Origin of the sequence: Actinophytocola sp. (assembly GCF_035712165.1) — a bacterium.
Taxonomy (GTDB): Bacteria; Actinomycetota; Actinomycetes; order Mycobacteriales; family Pseudonocardiaceae; genus DASYTH01.
On record NZ_DASTBH010000377.1, the window covers coordinates 11985 to 28463 of the forward strand.

Here is a 16479-nt window from a genome sequence, read left to right on the forward strand (position 1 = left end):
ATCAGTACTCCACCTCCTGGCTGCGCCTGCGGATCACGGTGACCTCGTCGCGTTGGTTGCCGGTGGGACCGAGGTAGTTGAAGGCGAAGGAAAGTTGGGCGTAGCCGCCGATGAGATGGCTGGGCTTCACCAGAATCCGGGTGACCGAGTTGTGGGTGCCGCCGCGCCGGCCGGTGGTCTCGCTTCTGGGCACGCCGACCAGGCGGTCCTGGGCGTGGTAGACGAACACCGTCCCGGCCGGGATCCGGTGCGACACGATGGCCCTGGCCACCAGTACGCCGTTGCGGTTGACCGACTCCACCCAGTCGTTGTCCCGTACCTCGATCGCCGCGGCGTCGGCGGGGCTCATCCAGACCGTCGGACCGCCGCGGGAGAGCGTGAGCATCAGCAGGTTGTCCTGGTACTCCGAGTGGATCGACCACTTCGAATGCGGCGTCAGGTAGCGCACCGCCACCCCGAGGCCGTCCCGGGTCCCGATCTCCGGCTCGCCGAACAGCCGCCGCATGTCCAACGGCGGTCGGAAGACGGGTAACTGCTCGCCCAGCTCGATCATCCAGTCGTGGTCGAGGAAGAAATGCTGGCGCCCGGTGAGCGTGTGCCACGGCTTGGCGCGCTCCACGTTGAGCGTGAACGGGGAGTAGCGCCGGCCGTTGGTCTCGTCCCCGGACCACTCCGGCGAGGTGTGCACCTGCACCGGCCCCGCCTGGGTGTCGGCGAAGGTGATCCGGGGCCTGGCACGTACCTCGGCGGCCAGGTCGGCGAGCGGAACTCCGGTGCGGGCGGCAAGCTCGGTGAAACCGGACGCGGCCACGGCGCCGTTGGTGGTGCCGGACAGGGCCAGGATCGCCTCGCACATGTCGGTGTCGCGGGCCAGCGACGGCCGGCCGGCCGGAGTCACACCGTTGTGCCGGGCCAGAAACTCGACCTCCTCGGTGAGGTCGTAGCGCACGCCTTTGGTGGTGGCCCCGATCTGTTCGGCCAGCGGCCCGAGCGCCGCCATCCGGTCGGCGACGGCCGGGTAGTCCCGCTCGACGACCACCAGCCGCGGCAGGCTCACACCCGGAACCGGCGGACACTCCCCGGCACGCCAGTCCCGCACGATGCCGCGCGGGGTGGCCAACTCGTCCGGGGTGTCGTGCATCAGCGGCGCCGCCACCAGGTCCCGGCGCACCCCGAGGTGTTCGCGGGCCAGCCTGCTGAACGCGGCGCCGATCGCGCTGAACGCGGCGAAGTCGGTGCGGGTCTGCCAGGGCGGTGCGATCGCCGGGTTGAAGGCGTGCACGAAGGGGTGCAGGTCGGTGCTGGACAGGTCGTGCTTCTCGTACCAGGTGGCCGCCGGCAGCACGACGTCGGCGAACATCGTGGTGCTGGTCATCCGAAAGTCCAACGCCAGCAACAGATCCAGCTTTCCCTCCGGAGCGGGCTCCCGCCAGGTCACCTCCCGTGGCCGGTGCTCCGGACCCGCCGGTTCGGCCCGCACCGCGTTGTCCGTGCCCAGCAGGTGACGCAGGAAGTACTCGTGACCCTTGCCCGACGAGCCGAGCAGGTTGGCCCGCCACACGGTCAGCAGCCGCGGCCAGTTCTCCGGCGCGTCCGGGTCCGCCGCGGCGAACCCCAACCGGTCCGCCGCCAACTCCCCGGCAACGTATCCAGCCGGGTCGTCCGGCGCCGCCGCGACCGCCTCGTCGGCCAGATCCAGCGGGTTGCGGTTGAACGTGGGGTAGGACGGCATCCAGCCCGACCGGGCCGACTGGGCGATCAGGTCGGCGACCGTGCGGCCGGCGAACCGGTCGCGGCCCAGCGGCGAGGCGAACGTGTCGGCGGCGAAGGTGTCGTAGCGCCACTGCCCGGTGGCCAGGTACCAGAACGGGGTGGCGGCCATCTGGCGCGGCGGCCGGGACCAGTCCAGGCCGAAGGCGAGCTGCGCCCATCCGGTCAGCGGCCGGACCTTCTCCTGCCCGACGTAGTGCGCCCAGCCGCCGCCGTTGACGCCCTGGCATCCGGTGAGCAGCAGCAGGGCGAGGAACGAACGGTAGATCGTGTCGGCGTGGAACCAGTGGTTGCACCCCGACCCCATCACGATCATGGATCGGCCACCGGAGCGTTCGGCGTTCGCGGCGAACTCGCGGGCGATCCGGGCGGCCGTGTCGGCCCGGACCGAGGTGATCGGTTCCTGCCAGCCGGGCGTGTACGGCTCCTCGGTGTCCAGATAGGACACCGGCCACCGGCCGGGCAGCCCGGGCCTGCTCACCCCGTACTGCGCCAGCACCAGGTCGAACACCGTCGTCACAAGGTGTTCGCCCACCCGCCGGACCGGCACCCCCCGGTGCAGCGTGCCGGCGTCCGGCCGGTCGAACCGGGGCAGTTCCACCGCCACGGTCTCGGCGTCGTCGCCGTACAGGGTCAGCATCGGCTCCGTCGCGCCGAGCTCCAGGTTCCACCGGCCGGCGCCGGCCTCGGCGTAGCGGAAGCCCGCCGACCCGTTGGGCACCACCGGCTCCGCGGTGTGAGCGTCCAGCACCACGGTCTTGAACGTCGCCGCCGGGTCGTCCGGGGCGTCCGGCAGGTCCGCGGCGGTGAGGAACTTGTCCGCCGTGTAGGCGGTGTCGGAACCGTTGCGGCGCAACGTCACCAGGAACGGCAGGTCGGTGAATTGGGTGGCGTAGCGGGTGAACCTCGGCACCGTGCGCTCGACGAAGAACTCGCGGAGGACCACGTGGCCCATGGCCATGGCCAGCGCGCCGTCGGTGCCCGGCTGGGCCGGCAGCCACTCGTCGCCCAGCTTGACCATGTCCGAGTAGTCCGGCGCGACTACCACCACCTTCTGGCCGCGGTAGCGCGCCTCCACCGTCCAGTGCGCGTCCGGGGTGCGGGTGACCGGAATATTCGAGCCCCAGGCGATCAGATACGTGGCGTCCCACCAGTCCCCGGACTCCGGCACATCGGTCTGGTCGCCGAACACCTGCGGCGAGGCCACCGGCAGATCGGCGTACCAGTCGTAGAACGACAGCATCGACGCGCCGATCAGCGAGAAGAACCGGGAACCCGCCGCGTAGGACACCATCGACATTGCCGGAATGGGCGAGAAACCGGCGATCCGGTCCGGGCCGTGCCGCCGGATCGTGGACACGTGCGCCGCGGCGACGAGTTCCACCGCCTCGTCCCAACTCACCCGCAGGAACCCGCCCTTGCCGCGGGCGCGCTGGTAACCGCGGCGTACGGCGGGGTCGGCCACCACGCATTCCCAGGCCAGCACCGGATCACCGACCCGGGCCTTCGCCGCGCGGTATGCCGCCAGCAACACGCCCCGGACGTAGGGATAGCGGACCCGGGTGGGGGAGTAGGTGTACCAGGAGAACGCGGCGCCACGCGGGCAACCGCGCGGTTCGTACTCCGGGCGGTCCGGCCCGGTCGACGGGTAGTCGGTCTGCTGCTCCTCCCAGGTGATCAGTCCGTCCTTGACGTACACCTTCCAGGAGCACGAACCGGTGCAGTTGACGCCGTGCGTGGAACGCACCACGGCATCGTGGTTCCAGCGGTCCCGCACCGCGCGGTCGGACTCCCGTCCGCCGGACCGGTGCACCGACCGCAGATCCGCCGACGCCGGATCCCGGCGCAGATAGCGGCCGGCCCGCAACAGGGCGTCGAAGATCGGATTATCCATTCCGGAATTTTCGGCATGGCGATTTCCGCGCAGAGACATACCACTCCCGGGTGCTCATCGCACGGGCTTTGTCTGATGTGGTGGGCCCCGGGCGATCCTGATAACAAAACTGGACCGGATCCAGTGTTGTGTCAATGGATATGTTCCCTTAGGAGTTCGCACCTAAGTATTGGTGCGAAAACTTTCAGCGGGAGAATATTTCAGATCTGGTTGGTGGCGGTGAGAGTGGCCAGACACATTTCGTCGGCGGTGCCGTCACCCCAGACGACGTAGCGCGGCTGAAGCTCTTTGAGCTGTGGCAGGCGGGACCGCACCGAGGCGTCGTGCGTGCAGGTGACCCGCACGGTGTCGCCCTTGTTGAGCCGCACGGGTTGCGGGAACACCTGGCCGGACTGGTCGTCGAAGTTGAACGCGGGCTGGTCCAACAGCATCCGCGCGCCGGGTGTGCCCGGGTTGAGCTCGATCGTCATGGACCGGCCGAGCAGGTGCATGTGCGGCGCGGCCGCGTACACCAGCGTGGGCGCGTTGATCGGCACGTCGCAGTGCTGGGTGTCGCCGGGAACCGGCGTGGCGCCCTTGTTGCACAGGAAGTTCAGGCCGTTGACCATGTCCCGGGCCTGCGTTCCGGTGCGCCGGACCAGATCCTTGAGGGCCTTCTCCCGGTCACACAGGTGCCCCGTCTCCGCCGAGGTGCACGGCAGCTCGACCGGCACCGGCATCCGCAGTGCGCGCAACGGTTTGACCGTGGCCGTGCCCGGCATCAGCCGCAGCCGCACCGTGGACTGGTCCGTCGGCCCGGGCTTTCCCTTGGTGGACAGCAGGTTGTAGTGCATCTGCAGCACGATCTGGCTGCCTGCCTCGAGTGGATAGCCGGCCAGCTCGCCGAGCAGCGCCTCCTTGCCGCCCGGCGCCCAGCCGCCGATGTAGGTGACCCCGGAACGCCCGCCGCCGCCGAAGTCACTGAACCCTTCGGACAGCCCCGCGCCGCCGAAGCACTGCCAGCCGTCGCCGTCGGACTTGGCGTCCACCGCCTTCGCGTCCGCCACCTTGGCCGGAGCGACCGCGTACATGATCGAGTGGTGCACGATCTCGGCGTTCTGCGGCAGGAACTGGCTGCCCATGATGAACGACGACGCGGTGAGCTTCGGGTCGACCAGGAAGCAGCGGTACTCGTCGGTCCCGGCGGCCGGCGGCACCGGCTGGTAGGCCCGCTCCAGCCCGACCGTGTGGAAGCTTTCGCCGTCCCGCAACGGAGCGGGCGGCGGTGGCGGGGCCGCCGTGTGGTGCGCGTGGCTCGAGGGGACCTCGGAACTCGGGGGCGCCGCCCCGCCGGACTGCGCCGAGGCCGCACATGCCGCCGTGGTCACCAGCACCGTCGCGACGGTCACGATCCGTCCGATCCCCGATCCCATTCCGTCACGGTACCTCCCGAACCCCCGTCCCGGGCGAAGGACGCTACGGGCGGCGGGTGGTGGCGGGGCGTTGTCGGGGTGTGGCCCAGCCGAAGGTGAGCTCCACGGCGCGTTTCCAGTTGGCGTACTCGGACTCGCGCTCGTCGGGGTCCATCTGCGGGGTCCAGCGGGCGGCCAGGTGCCAGTTGCGGCGCAGGCCCTCCAGGTCGGGCCAGTAGCCGACCGCGAGGCCGGCGGCGTAGGCGGCGCCAAGGGACACCGTCTCGGCGACCATGGGCCGCATCACCGGGACGTCGAGGACGTCGGCGATGAACTGCATCAGCAGGTGGTCGGCGGTCATGCCGCCGTCCACCTTCAGCACGGGGGAGGGGCTGCCCAGGTCGGCGTTCATGGCATCGACGACCTCGCGGGTCTGCCAGGCGGTGGCCTCCAGCACCGCGCGGGCCAGATGACCCTTGGTGATGTAGGAGGTGAGGCCGACGATGATGCCGCGCGCCTCGCTGTGCCAGTGCGGGGCGAACAGGCCGGAGAACGCGGGCACGATGTAGCAGCCGCCGTTGTCGGTCACGGTCCGCGCCAGGGTCTCGATCTCGGGAGCGCTGTGGATCAGGCCGAGGTTGTCCCGGAACCACTGCACCAGCGAGCCGGTGACCGCGATCGAGCCCTCCAGCGCGTAGGTCGCCGGCTCACCGCCGAGCTGGTAGCCGATCGTGGTGAGCAGCCCGTTGGTGGACCGCACCAGCGTGGTCCCGGTGTTCATCAGCAGGAAGCTGCCGGTGCCGTAGGTGCACTTGGTCTCCCCTCGGGAGAAGCAGGTCTGGCCGAACAGCGCCGCGTGCTGGTCGCCGAGCGCGGCGGTGATCCGGATGCCCGGCACCACCCGGCTGGTCCGTCCGTGGATCTCGGTCGACGGCCGGATCTCCGGCAGCATCCGCCGCGGAATGTCGAAGAAGGACAGCAGTTCGGCGTCCCACTCCCGGGTCCGCAGGTTCATCAGCATGGTCCGCGACGCGTTGGTCACGTCGGTCACGTGCAGCCCGCCGTTGACGCCGCCGGTGAGGTTCCAGATCAGCCAGGTGTCCATGGTGCCGAACAGCACATCGCCGCGGTCGGCCCGGTCCCGCAGCCCCGGCACGTTGTCCAGCAGCCAGCGCAGCTTGGGCGCCGAGAAGTAGGTCGCCAGCGGCAGGCCGCACCGCTCCCGCACCTCCTCGAGCCCGGGTTGGGCGCGCAGTTCGCCGATCAGCTCCTCGGTCCGGATGTCCTCCCAGACGATCGCCCGGCCGACCGGGATCCCGGTGTGCCGGTCCCACAGCACGGCCGTCTCGCGCTGGTTGGTGATGCCCAGCGCGACCACCTGGTCGGCCGAGATTCCGGCCTCGCGCAACGCCTGCGGCACGACCCGGTCGACGTTGCGCCAGATCTCCACCGCGTCCTGCTCGACCCACCCGGGCCGCGGGTAGTACTGCCGGTGTTCCCGCTGGGCCACCGACACCAGCCGGGCACTGTGGTCGAACAGGATGCACCGGGTCGAGGTGGTGCCCTGGTCGATCGCCATCACGAAGCGTTGCATCACCCCACCTCAGCTTCCGGTAGTCAGCGCGCGGGACACCGCGTCGGCCGCGAACGACACGTCCTCGACCAGGGCGGGTTTGGGGCGGCTGGCGGAGTCGCAGATCCGGTCCACCGCACCGGAGATGCCGATCGCGCCCACCACCAGCCCACCCGGAACCCGGATCGGCGCGGCGATGCTGGCCTCGCCGGGCATGAACTCCTCGGCCTCGCTGGCCCAGCCGCGGGTCCGCACCTGGACCAGCACCCGCTCCAGCGCGGCGGGGGTGACGATGGTGCGGCGGGTCAGCGAGGTCAGTTCGCGCCTGCGGGTGGTGGCCGACAGGTCCGCGTCGTAGGCGAGCAGCACCTTGCCCAGGGCGGTGGCATGCAGCGGGAGCATGGCGCCGATGCCGAGCGTCTGCATGGTGTCGTCCGGCCGGAACACGTGGTGCACCACCAGAACCGCGCCGTCCAGGTGCATCCCGATCCGTACCTCCTGCCCGCTGCGCGCGGCCAGGGTGTCCGCCCAGTTGATCGACCGGGAGCGCAGTTCGTTGGCGTCCAGGTAGCTGGTGCCCAGATGCAGCAGTGCGGCGCCGAGGCGGTACCGGCCGGTAGTCTGGTCCTGCTCGACGAACTCGACCCGCTGCAGGGTGCGCAGGATGCCGTGCGCGGTGCCCTTCGGCAGGCCGAGCGAGGCGGAGATCTCCGCCAGGCCGTGGTGTCCCGAGCCGCGTGCGAGCAGCCGCAGCATCGCCGCGGCCCGCTCGATCGACTGGATCGGCCCAGGCACGACCGGCAAGCTATCTGACCGATGGCCTTGTCGGCAATGTCGAACGCCGCCAGATCCGCGTGCTGCCCGTCCCGGGGCAGTGGCCGGCCTCGGCCGCGATCAGGTTCGACATTGTCGACCGCGAGCCGTTGAAGCCACGGGCACCCCTAAGTACCGTCACGCCACCGTTCAAAGACGAATGGAGGACGAGTGGCACTCGCAGAGGTGTTCGTCAGCGAGTTGATCGGTACCGGCACGCTGCTGCTGCTCGGTGCCGGTGTCGTGGCGAACGTGTTGCTGACCAAGTCCAAGGGTTTCGACGGCGGCTGGCTGCTGATCAACTTCGGCTGGGGTCTCGGCGTCATGGCCGGTGTTTTCGTGGCGTACAAGTCCGGCGCGCATCTCAACCCGGCGGTCACCTTCGGCGTCATCGCCAGCGGGGCCGACGAGTTCGTGCCCGGCGTCAGCGTCGACCCGGCGTCGACCCTGGTGTACCTGGCCGGTCAGATGGCCGGTGCGTTCCTCGGAGCCTGTCTGTGCTTCGTGGCCTATCGCAAGCATTTCGAGGAAGAGGAGGACGACGGGAAGAAGCTCGCGGTGTTCTCCACCGGGCCGGCGATCCGCAGCTACGGCTGGAACTTCGCCACCGAGGTGATCGGCACCTTCGTGCTGGTCTTCGTGGTGCTCTCGTTCGGCAACACCCCGCACCAGCTCGGCCCGCTGGCGGTGGCGCTGCTGGTGGTCGGTATCGGCGCCTCGCTCGGCGGCCCGACCGGCTACGCCATCAACCCGGCGCGTGATCTCGGGCCGCGCATCGCGCACGCGGTCCTTCCCATGCAGCACAAGGCATCCGTGGCGGTCGGCGTCGGCGGGCCGGGCGCGGCCACGCCGGAGCGCCCGACCCCGGCGCGCCGCAAGGACTCCGACTGGAGCTACGCCTGGGTGCCGGTGGTCGGCCCGATCGTCGGCGGTGTGCTGGCCGGGCTGCTCTCCCAGGTTGTGTTCTAAACCCTCGAAAGGACGGTCATGAGCCAGTACGTACTCGCCATCGATCAGGGCACGACGAGCACCCGGGCGATCATCTTCGATCACTCCGGATCGATCGTGTCGGTGGGGCAGAAGGAACACGAGCAGATCTTCCCGAGGGCCGGCTGGGTCGAGCACGACCCGGTCGAGATCTCCGACAACACCAGGGGCGTGGTGGCGGAGGCGATGGCCAAGGCCGACCTCGCCGCCGGCGACCTGGCCGCGGTCGGGATCACCAACCAGCGCGAGACCGCCGTGGTGTGGGACCGCACGACCGGTGAGCCGGTGTACAACGCGATCGTCTGGCAGGACACCCGGACCCAGGCGATCGTGGAGGAGCTCGGCGCGCTGGGCGGGGGCGCCGAGCGGTACAAGGCGAAGGTGGGGTTGCCGCTGGCGACCTACTTCTCCGGGCCGAAGGTGCGCTGGATCCTGGACAACGTCGACGGCGCCCGGGCCAAGGCCGAGGCGGGCGACCTGCTGTTCGGCAACACCGACACCTGGACGCTGTGGAACCTCACCGGCGGGGTCAACGGTGGCGTGCACGTCACGGACGTGACCAATGCCAGCCGCACCATGCTGATGGACCTCACCACGCTGTCCTGGGACGCCGACATCGCCGGGGAGATGGGCATTCCGCTGTCGATGCTGCCGGAGATCCGGTCCTCGTCGGAGAAGTACGGTGACGGCGGCTCGGGCGCACTGCGCGGCGTGCCGATCGCCGGCATCCTCGGCGACCAGCAGGCCGCCACGTTCGGCCAGGTCTGCTTCGACCCCGGGACCGCCAAGAACACCTACGGCACCGGCAACTTCATGTTGCTCAACACCGGAACCGAGCAGGTGCCCAGCGAGAACGGCCTGCTGACGACGGTCTGCTACAAGATCGGCGACCAGCAGGCGGTCTACGCGCTGGAGGGCTCCATCGCGATCACCGGCGCGCTGGTGCAGTGGCTGCGGGACAACCTCGGGATCATCGGGTCCGCCGCCGAGATCGAGGCGCTGGCCCGCGGTGTCGAGGACAACGGCGGGGCGTACTTCGTGCCGGCGTTCTCCGGCCTGTTCGCCCCGTACTGGCGGGCCGACGCGCGCGGCGCGCTGGTCGGGCTGACCCGGTTCGTCAACAAGGGACACCTGGCCCGCGCGGTGCTGGAGGCGACCGCGTTCCAGACCCGCGAGGTGCTCGACGCGATGAACGCCGACTCCGGGGTGGCGCTCACCGAGCTCAAGGTCGACGGCGGCATGGTGGCCAACGAACTGCTCATGCAGTTCCAGGCCGACCTGCTCGACGTTCCCGTGGTGCGGCCGAAGGTGGCCGAGACCACGGCACTGGGCGCGGCCTACGCGGCGGGCCTGGCCGTGGACTACTGGAGCAACCAGGAGGACCTGCGGGCCAACTGGGCGGAGGACAAGCGCTGGACGCCGGCGCTGGACGAGGCGGAGCGGGAGCGGATCTACCGGAACTGGAAGAAGGCCGTCACCAAGTCGTTCGACTGGGTCGACGCCGATGTGAGTTGAGCAGGGAGGCTCGTCATGTCCGTACGCCTGGACCCCGCCTACCGCGACGCGGCGCTGCATTCGTTGGCGCACAACGAGTTCGATGTGGTCGTCGTGGGCGGTGGCGTGGTCGGCGCCGGTGCCGCCCTGGACGCGGCCGCGCGTGGCCTGTCGGTCGCGCTGGTCGAGGCGCGGGACTGGGCGGCGGGCACGTCGAGCCGGTCGAGCAAGCTCATCCACGGCGGGCTGCGCTACCTGGAGCAACGGGACTTCGGTCTGGTCCGGGAAGCGCTCAAGGAGCGCAGCCTGCTGCTGCACCGGCTCGCGCCGCACCTGGTGCGGCCAGTGCCGTTCCTCTTTCCGTTGCGCCACAAGGGTTGGGAGCGCGCCTATATCGGTGCGGGGGTGGCCCTCTACGACAGCATCGGCGGCGCCCGGGCGCTGCCGGTGCACCGGCACCTGTCGCACCGCAAGGCGCTGGAACTGGCCCCGGCGCTGCGCCCGGAGTCGCTCACCGGGGCCATCCGCTACTACGACGCCCAGGTCGACGACGCCCGGCTGACCATGATGATCGCCCGGACGGCGGCGCAGCACGGCGCGACGGTGTGCACCCGGGTCCGCGCGACCGGGCTGCTGCGGGACGGCCGCGCCGTGGTGGGCGTCCGGGTGCGGGACATCCCTGGCGGGCACGAACATCTGGTTCGGGCCCGCCGGGTGATCAGCGCGACCGGCGTGTGGACCGACGACGACTGGGCGCTGGATCCGGGCGAGGCGCCGTTTCACATCCAGATGTCCAAGGGGGTACACATTCTGGTGCCTCGTGAGCGTCTCCGGCTGAACACCGGGCTGATCATGCGCACGGAGAAGAGCGTGCTGCTGGTCATCCCGTGGAGCCGCTACTGGATCATCGGCACCACGGACACGCCCTGGCCGTTCGACCGCGACCGGCCGGCGGCGACCCAGGCCGACCTGGACTACCTGCTCGGCCACGTCAACGAGATGCTGCGGGATCCGTTGTCGGAGCAGGACGTCGTGGGGGTCTACGCCGGCCTGCGCCCGCTGCTGTCCGGCCGGTCGGCCGAGACCACGAAGCTGTCCCGGGAGCACGCGGTCGCCGAGCCGGTGCCCGGGTTCTTCGTCGTGGCGGGCGGAAAGTACACGACGTACCGGGTGATGGCGGCCGACGTGGTGGACGCGGCGGCCGCTGGTCTCGGCGCGGCGGTGGCGCCGTCGCTGACCCGGCACCTGCCCATCCACGGCGCCGTGGGATACCGCGAGCTGTGGCGGGACAGGTCGGCACTGGCGGCCGGCGTGGGGCTGCCGGTGCCGACCGTGGAGCGCCTGCTGGGCCGGTACGGCTCGGCCGTCGGCGACCTGGTGGAGATGATCCGGCAGGACCGGAGCCTGGCCGCTCCGCTCGCCGGCGCGGACGGCTACCTCGCGGCGGAGATCGTCTACGCGGTCACCCACGAGGGCGCGCTGGACCTGGACGACGTGCTGTCCCGGCGGACCCGGATCGCCATCGAGTACCCGGACCGCGGGCTCGACGCGGCGGTTGAGGTGGCCGGCCTGGTCGGCGGCCGGCTGGGCTGGGACCGGGCGGCGCGGGCCGCGGCGGTCGAGGCCTACCGGGAGCAGACCGCGGCCGAGCTGTCCGGCCGGCGAGCGCTACCGATGCTGCCGCGATAGCCCTGGTTCCCGGCTGAGCACCCGGTCGGCCGCCGCCCGCACCGCCGGGTCGCGGACCAGCCGGGCCAGCTCCACCAGCTGGTTCAGCTCGCCGTCCAGGCTCGCGTCCTGGGACCAGGACACCGTCCCGGGGTGTTCGGGCCGCCCGCCGTCCTGCCTGATCCGCAGCGCGAGCTCCAGCACGCAGGCGTCGAGCGCCGGCCCGGGGTCGCCGTCGCCCAGCTCGGCCCGGGCGAGCGCACGCAGCCGCGCGGACACGTGTCCGGTCAGCTCGAGCTGGGCGTCCCGGATTTCCACCGTGCGCCGGTAGAGTCGCAGCTCCAGGGTGGTGACCGAGAGCAGGTCGAGCACGGGATGCGGGGGCGGTCGGAGCACCGTGCCGGGCACCGCGTCGGTGAGCCGGGCCCACAACGGCCGCAGCCGGCGGTAGCCCACCAGCCGGCGCAGGTGGCCGCGCACCGTCCCCGCGCTGCGCAGCAGCACGCCGGCCACCCCGCACAGCAGCGCCGCGTACATCATCAGCAGCAGCACCGCGGCGTGCTGGTACCGCTCCAGCAGCGTGGGCACACCCAGACCGATGTTGAGGACCTGCCAGACCCGCCCGGCCGCGTAGCCCAGGCCCAGCACACAGGCCAGCCACAGCTGCAGCAGCGCCGCCCGCACCTGGCCGCGCGGTGCGCGCCGCCAGTGCCGGAACAGGAACACCGCGTTGGTCAGCAGCCCGGCGCCCAGCCCGGCCTGGAAGATGAGCTGGTAGGTCAGCACGGCGGCGTCCCGGCCGTGCCACAGCCCGAAGTCGGGTTGGTCGGCGCGTCTCGGGATCACCAGGAACAGCGCCACGAGCAGGACCATCGCGGCGCCGAAGGCGAGCTGGGCGTGCCGCAGGGCCCGGTGCCGGCCGCCGGACACCAGGTCGGCGATCCGCACCGAGAAGATCATCGCGGCCAGCATCGCGAGGTGTCCGAGCAGGATCGACAGGTCGGGGACACCGGTGGCGGAGTCGAGCGCGGCGCGCACGGTCGCGGCGGTCAGGGTGACCCCGGAGGTGAGCGCCAGGAACAGCAGCGCGCCCATCCGCTTGCCGGCCGAGCGACGCAGGGCCGGGACGCGCAGCACCACGGCGAGCCACAGCACCGAGATCAGTGCCAGCCACACGGCCGGCGCGTTCAGCAGGTGATGCAACCTCAGGGCTCCCTGGTCAGGCCGAACACGTCGCTGAGCCGGCCGAGTGGACCGCCGGGCCGGGGCGGGCCGGGCGCCCAGCCCGCCTGCCGCATGATGAGGGCGGCCACCATCTCGGCTTCCTCCTCCTGCGGGGTGGAGTAGCGGGTGCGGGCCAGCACCCGGCGGACCATGGCGGGGTCGAGGTCGGTCAGCAGCGCCGCCAGGTCGCTGCCGGCGGTGACCGTGTGGTCGCAGAGCATGTGCCCGATCTCGTGCAGGATGATGTTCTGCTGGTGAAGCGCGCTCGCACCGTGGGCGTGCACGATGTGGTCGGCGTCGGCGGTGGCGATCCAGATCCCGCACGGCAGGTCCGGGGTGTGCGGGTAGGGCAGCGGGTGCAGGTGCAGTTCGCGGCCCCGGCTGCGGGCCACCTGGGCGCACAGTGCCTCGATCGAGAACGGCCGGGGGACCTGGAAGCCGGCCAGCTTGGCCTGGCACGCCCGGTGCAACCGGCTTCGCCGCATGGCGCCGCGCCCCCCATCGTCGTCCGCCGGCTATGCCGTTTCGCTGGCCGGTGGCAGTCCCTCGATCGTTCGGGCATGCTCGATCATCCCCATGATCGCCGTGAGGCTGGCCTCGGAGAGTCCCGCCGCCCGCAGCGCCACGGAGCGTACCGAGTTGTCCCGCAGCGCGACGAGCAGCTCGAGCTGGTCGTCGACGCCGCTGGTGTCCTCGTCCAGGAAGTAGGTGGGCGGCACGCCGAAGAAGCGCGCCAGGGCCTCGAGGTGCCGTTTGGTGGGGTTGTCCCGCACGCCCTTACGCAGCTGCCAGATGTAGGTGTGCGAGATCGTCACGCCGGTGCCGCGGATCGCGTTGGCGACCTCTTCGTAGCTGTACTCGCCGCGACCCCGGGGATGCACGGCGCGAAACAGCCGGTCCAGGCGCTCGGCGAAGGACGCCTGGTTGCGCTGCTCGGGCACCGGGACCTCCCGCGATCAATCTGAGTTGATGATAAGTGGTGTGGCGTAAACCGTTGACACCCCTCGGTGCCGCCGACACGATGGGTGCGTCTCAACTGAGATTAAGAGAGTTTGGCGGTATGTCAACTGGGGCGTTCACTGGTCATGGGGGTGCCCAGTGCCACCTCAGCGCCGTCGATGGAGGGCTCGCACCCCGGCTGCAACCTTCCATCGACGGCTACTCAACTTTGGCGAGTCATCCTGCGGACATGAGTACGGAGTACGCGCAGGACCGGTCCTGGATCTTCGGGCTGGTGGCCCCCGACGCTCCCACCCGGGGCGAGGCCTCGGTCCGGCACCGTTCGCTGGTCGCCGCGGCACGGGACGCCGGGCACCGGATCGGCCATCTGTGGGTGAAGACGCAGGCCGGCGCGCCGCCCCGGCTGGCCGCCGCGCTGGACCAGGCGCACGCCGACTACTCCTGGCACCGGCGGCAGACGATCTTCGGCCTGCTCGACGACGGGCTTGCCGCCGACCAGCTGGTGCGGGAGCTGCACGCTCCGTTCACGGTTCTCTACCTGGCGTGGGAGGCCCGGGATCCGCAGGACTGGGGCGCCAGTCACCTGACGCTGGAGTCTCCCTGGACGCTCAAGGAGGCGGCGTTGCGCGTGCTGGCCCGCGACGGCGTCTCCGACGGATTGCGGCCCCGGGTGACCGAACTGCTGCTCGCCGCGCTGTACCGGCCCTACCGGTGCAAGGACTGGATGTACCCGAAGCTGGTCCGCCATCTCGACGGCGACGTGCTCGCCGATCGGGTGGCCGCGCTGCTGGACGTGGCCGACCCGTGGGTGCGGCTGCGGGCTCGGTTCGTGCTGCACCTGGTCGAGCACCCCGAGCTGGCGGTCACCCGGACAGCCTGGCGGCGCTGGCTCCTGGCCGACGTCAGGGTCTAACGACCCTGGTGCCGCTACCAGCAGAGATGCATGTCACAACCCTCTGCAACCGATAGATCTCGGGTTTGCACCCTAGTTGCAACTTTTTGGTACCCCGTGTGGGTGACCTGCGCATACCCGTTGATACGTTCCTCGCCGCTGATCGGTCCGGGGACCCACGAGTGGGTGATCTGAGCGTTCGGTTGAGTGACGAGGAGAGAAATGGCCAGAGGGTTCAAGTTGGGCGTCGCCGCGGCGGCCCTGTCGATCGCAGGTCTGACGGCGGCGGCGTTGCCGGCCAGCGCCGAAGGTGTGGTCACCGGGACGGTGATCAAGGGGGCCGGCACCGAAGGCTACCGGGGCAACATCAACCACCCGCACGGGTACGACCCGCGGGCCATCCTGTTCGACCTCAAGTTGGCCGACGGGACCGTGCTCCAGGTCTACTGCGTGCAGATCTGGGAGAACCTCGACTACCGCACCGACGTCATGGAGGAGCGGCCCTGGGGGTCGTACCCGGATCCGAAGTCGCCGTTCAACAAGAACAGCGCCAAGATCAACTGGGTGCTGCACAACGGCTACCCGGCCCGCACCGTCGAGCAGCTGGCCGCCAAGCTGACCGACCTGCACGACGGCCTGAGCAAGGCCGAGGCCATCACCGCCACCCAGGCAGCGATCTGGCACTTCAGCGACGGTGAGAACCTGGACCGCAAGGACGTCCTGCTGGACACCGGCGACAAGGGCACCGAGGCCGACGTGCTCGCGCTCTACGACTACCTCACCGGTGCGGCCAACGTCGGCATCGGCGAGCCGAAGGCCCCGAGCCTGGCCATCAAGCCGGGCGAGAAGGCCGGCAAGTCCGGCGACCGGATCGGCCCGTTCACCGTGTCCACCAACGGTGACATCACCGACCTGAAGAAGACCGTCCCGGCCGGTGTCAAGATCACCGACAAGGACGGCGTCGAGCTGACCGTGGACGCGCTCAAGGACGGCAGCGAGATCTACTTCGACGTGCCGAAGGGCACCGCGACCGGCGACGGCGTCGTCGATCTCACCGCCACTGCGGAGGTGTCCACCGGCCGCCTGTTCGTCGGCTCGGACGGCAAGGCCCAGGCGCTGATCGTCGCCCAGTCCGACAAGGCGACGGTCACCGCAGGCGCCAAGGCGACCTGGACCCTGCCGGTCGTCCCGACCACTACCACCACCACGCCGCCGGCCACCACGGCCCCGCCGACCACCACGACCAGCCCGGTCCCGCAGGCGGCCCCGGCCGCCCAGGAAGAGGAGCTCGCCTCCACCGGCGCCTCGCCGCTGGTCCCGCTGGGCCTGGGCGTGCTGCTCCTGGGCGCCGGCGCCGGTCTGCTGCTGGTCCGCCGCCGCAAGGCCTGATCTGAATCCACATGGCCCCCCGCCCGGTCAACCGGGCGGGGGGCCATTGTTTTTCGCGGGTGCCTGGGACGTCGCGCTGAAGTCCACACGATGTGCGCGATTGTCCACGCCGCACGCTTTACCGTGCTTGACAGGAGCGCCCTGAGTCCACATAGGACAAACTCTGCCCGCGTGTCGCACGGGAGGTCCCGCCATGCCCAGAATTCCCTCGATCGTGGCCGCCCTGGTCGCGGTGGCCACCGTCGTCGCCGGACTGCTGCTGGTCACCCACGCCCCCGCCGCCCGCGCGGACACCCTGCTGTCGGACAACTTCGAGGACGGCAACCTGGACGGCTGGACCCGCTCCGGCGGCTCCTGGTCGGTGGCCACCGACGGTTCCCGGGTGGCCCGCCAGTCCAGCACCAGCAGCGACGCCCGCGCCCTG

The 16479-nt window shown here is 70.7% G+C and carries 12 protein-coding genes and 1 pseudogene; 6 read left to right on the top strand and 7 right to left on the bottom strand.

Annotation, left to right across the window (positions count from 1 at the left end; translation table 11 throughout):
• Position 1: 1 nt before the first annotated feature.
• The 4 genes from VFO68_RS20850 to VFO68_RS20865 form a co-directional block, all read right to left on the bottom strand.
• Entirely contained in the window at positions 2 to 3664 is a 3663-nt protein-coding gene (locus VFO68_RS20850) for a nitrate reductase subunit alpha (RefSeq protein WP_325160021.1), read from the bottom strand.
• Between the two features lie 200 nt (positions 3665 to 3864).
• Positions 3865 to 5076, bottom strand: a complete 1212-nt coding sequence (locus VFO68_RS20855) for a hypothetical protein (RefSeq protein ID WP_325160022.1) — start codon at positions 5074 to 5076, stop codon at positions 3865 to 3867.
• 43 nt (positions 5077 to 5119) lie between these two features.
• Positions 5120 to 6652, bottom strand: coding sequence for a glycerol kinase GlpK (gene glpK / locus VFO68_RS20860; protein WP_325160023.1), 1533 nt, complete (start codon positions 6650 to 6652; stop codon positions 5120 to 5122).
• 6 nt (positions 6653 to 6658) lie between these two features.
• Positions 6659 to 7423: an IclR family transcriptional regulator gene (locus VFO68_RS20865; RefSeq protein ID WP_325160024.1), complete on the bottom strand. Its 765-nt coding sequence runs from the start codon at positions 7421 to 7423 to the stop codon at positions 6659 to 6661.
• A gap of 189 nt (positions 7424 to 7612) precedes the next feature.
• On the opposite strand from VFO68_RS20865, the gene VFO68_RS20870 reads away from it, so the two are divergent.
• The 3 genes from VFO68_RS20870 to VFO68_RS20880 are packed head-to-tail and all read left to right on the top strand — an operon-like array spanning position 7613 to position 11611.
• Positions 7613 to 8410, top strand: coding sequence for an MIP/aquaporin family protein (locus VFO68_RS20870; RefSeq protein ID WP_325160025.1), 798 nt, complete (start codon positions 7613 to 7615; stop codon positions 8408 to 8410).
• Positions 8411 to 8428: 18 nt separating this feature from the next.
• The gene (gene glpK / locus VFO68_RS20875; RefSeq protein WP_325160026.1) at positions 8429 to 9943 is read left to right on the top strand and encodes a glycerol kinase GlpK; all 1515 of its coding nucleotides are present in this window, start codon (positions 8429 to 8431) and stop codon (positions 9941 to 9943) included.
• Positions 9944 to 9958: 15 nt separating this feature from the next.
• Positions 9959 to 11611 (top strand): glycerol-3-phosphate dehydrogenase/oxidase, encoded by a 1653-nt coding sequence (locus tag VFO68_RS20880; protein ID WP_325160027.1) that lies wholly within the window; start codon positions 9959 to 9961, stop codon positions 11609 to 11611.
• Here the strand turns inward: VFO68_RS20880 and VFO68_RS20885 are convergent.
• The 3 genes from VFO68_RS20885 to VFO68_RS20895 are packed head-to-tail and all read right to left on the bottom strand — an operon-like array spanning position 11591 to position 13755.
• Positions 11591 to 12793 carry an MAB_1171c family putative transporter gene (locus tag VFO68_RS20885; RefSeq protein ID WP_325160028.1) on the bottom strand — a complete coding sequence of 401 codons (1203 nt, stop codon included), beginning with the start codon at positions 12791 to 12793 and terminating at the stop codon, positions 11591 to 11593. The genes VFO68_RS20880 and VFO68_RS20885 overlap by 21 nt on opposite strands.
• A gap of 2 nt (positions 12794 to 12795) precedes the next feature.
• Positions 12796 to 13299: a hypothetical protein gene (locus tag VFO68_RS20890; RefSeq protein WP_325160029.1), complete on the bottom strand. Its 504-nt coding sequence runs from the start codon at positions 13297 to 13299 to the stop codon at positions 12796 to 12798.
• 30 nt (positions 13300 to 13329) lie between these two features.
• Positions 13330 to 13755, bottom strand: a complete 426-nt coding sequence (locus tag VFO68_RS20895; RefSeq protein ID WP_325160030.1) for a helix-turn-helix transcriptional regulator — start codon at positions 13753 to 13755, stop codon at positions 13330 to 13332.
• Positions 13756 to 14003: 248 nt separating this feature from the next.
• Between VFO68_RS20895 and VFO68_RS20900 the strand changes: the two genes are divergently transcribed.
• From VFO68_RS20900 to VFO68_RS20910, 3 genes and pseudogenes are all read left to right on the top strand, one after another.
• Positions 14004 to 14687 (top strand): hypothetical protein, encoded by a 684-nt coding sequence (locus tag VFO68_RS20900; protein WP_325160031.1) that lies wholly within the window; start codon positions 14004 to 14006, stop codon positions 14685 to 14687.
• A 201-nt stretch (positions 14688 to 14888) separates the two neighbouring features.
• Positions 14889 to 16055 carry a thioester domain-containing protein gene (locus VFO68_RS20905; RefSeq protein ID WP_325160032.1) on the top strand — a complete coding sequence of 389 codons (1167 nt, stop codon included), beginning with the start codon at positions 14889 to 14891 and terminating at the stop codon, positions 16053 to 16055.
• Positions 16056 to 16248: 193 nt separating this feature from the next.
• A pseudogene (locus VFO68_RS20910) lies at positions 16249 to 16479 on the top strand (hypothetical protein); the annotation flags it as partial.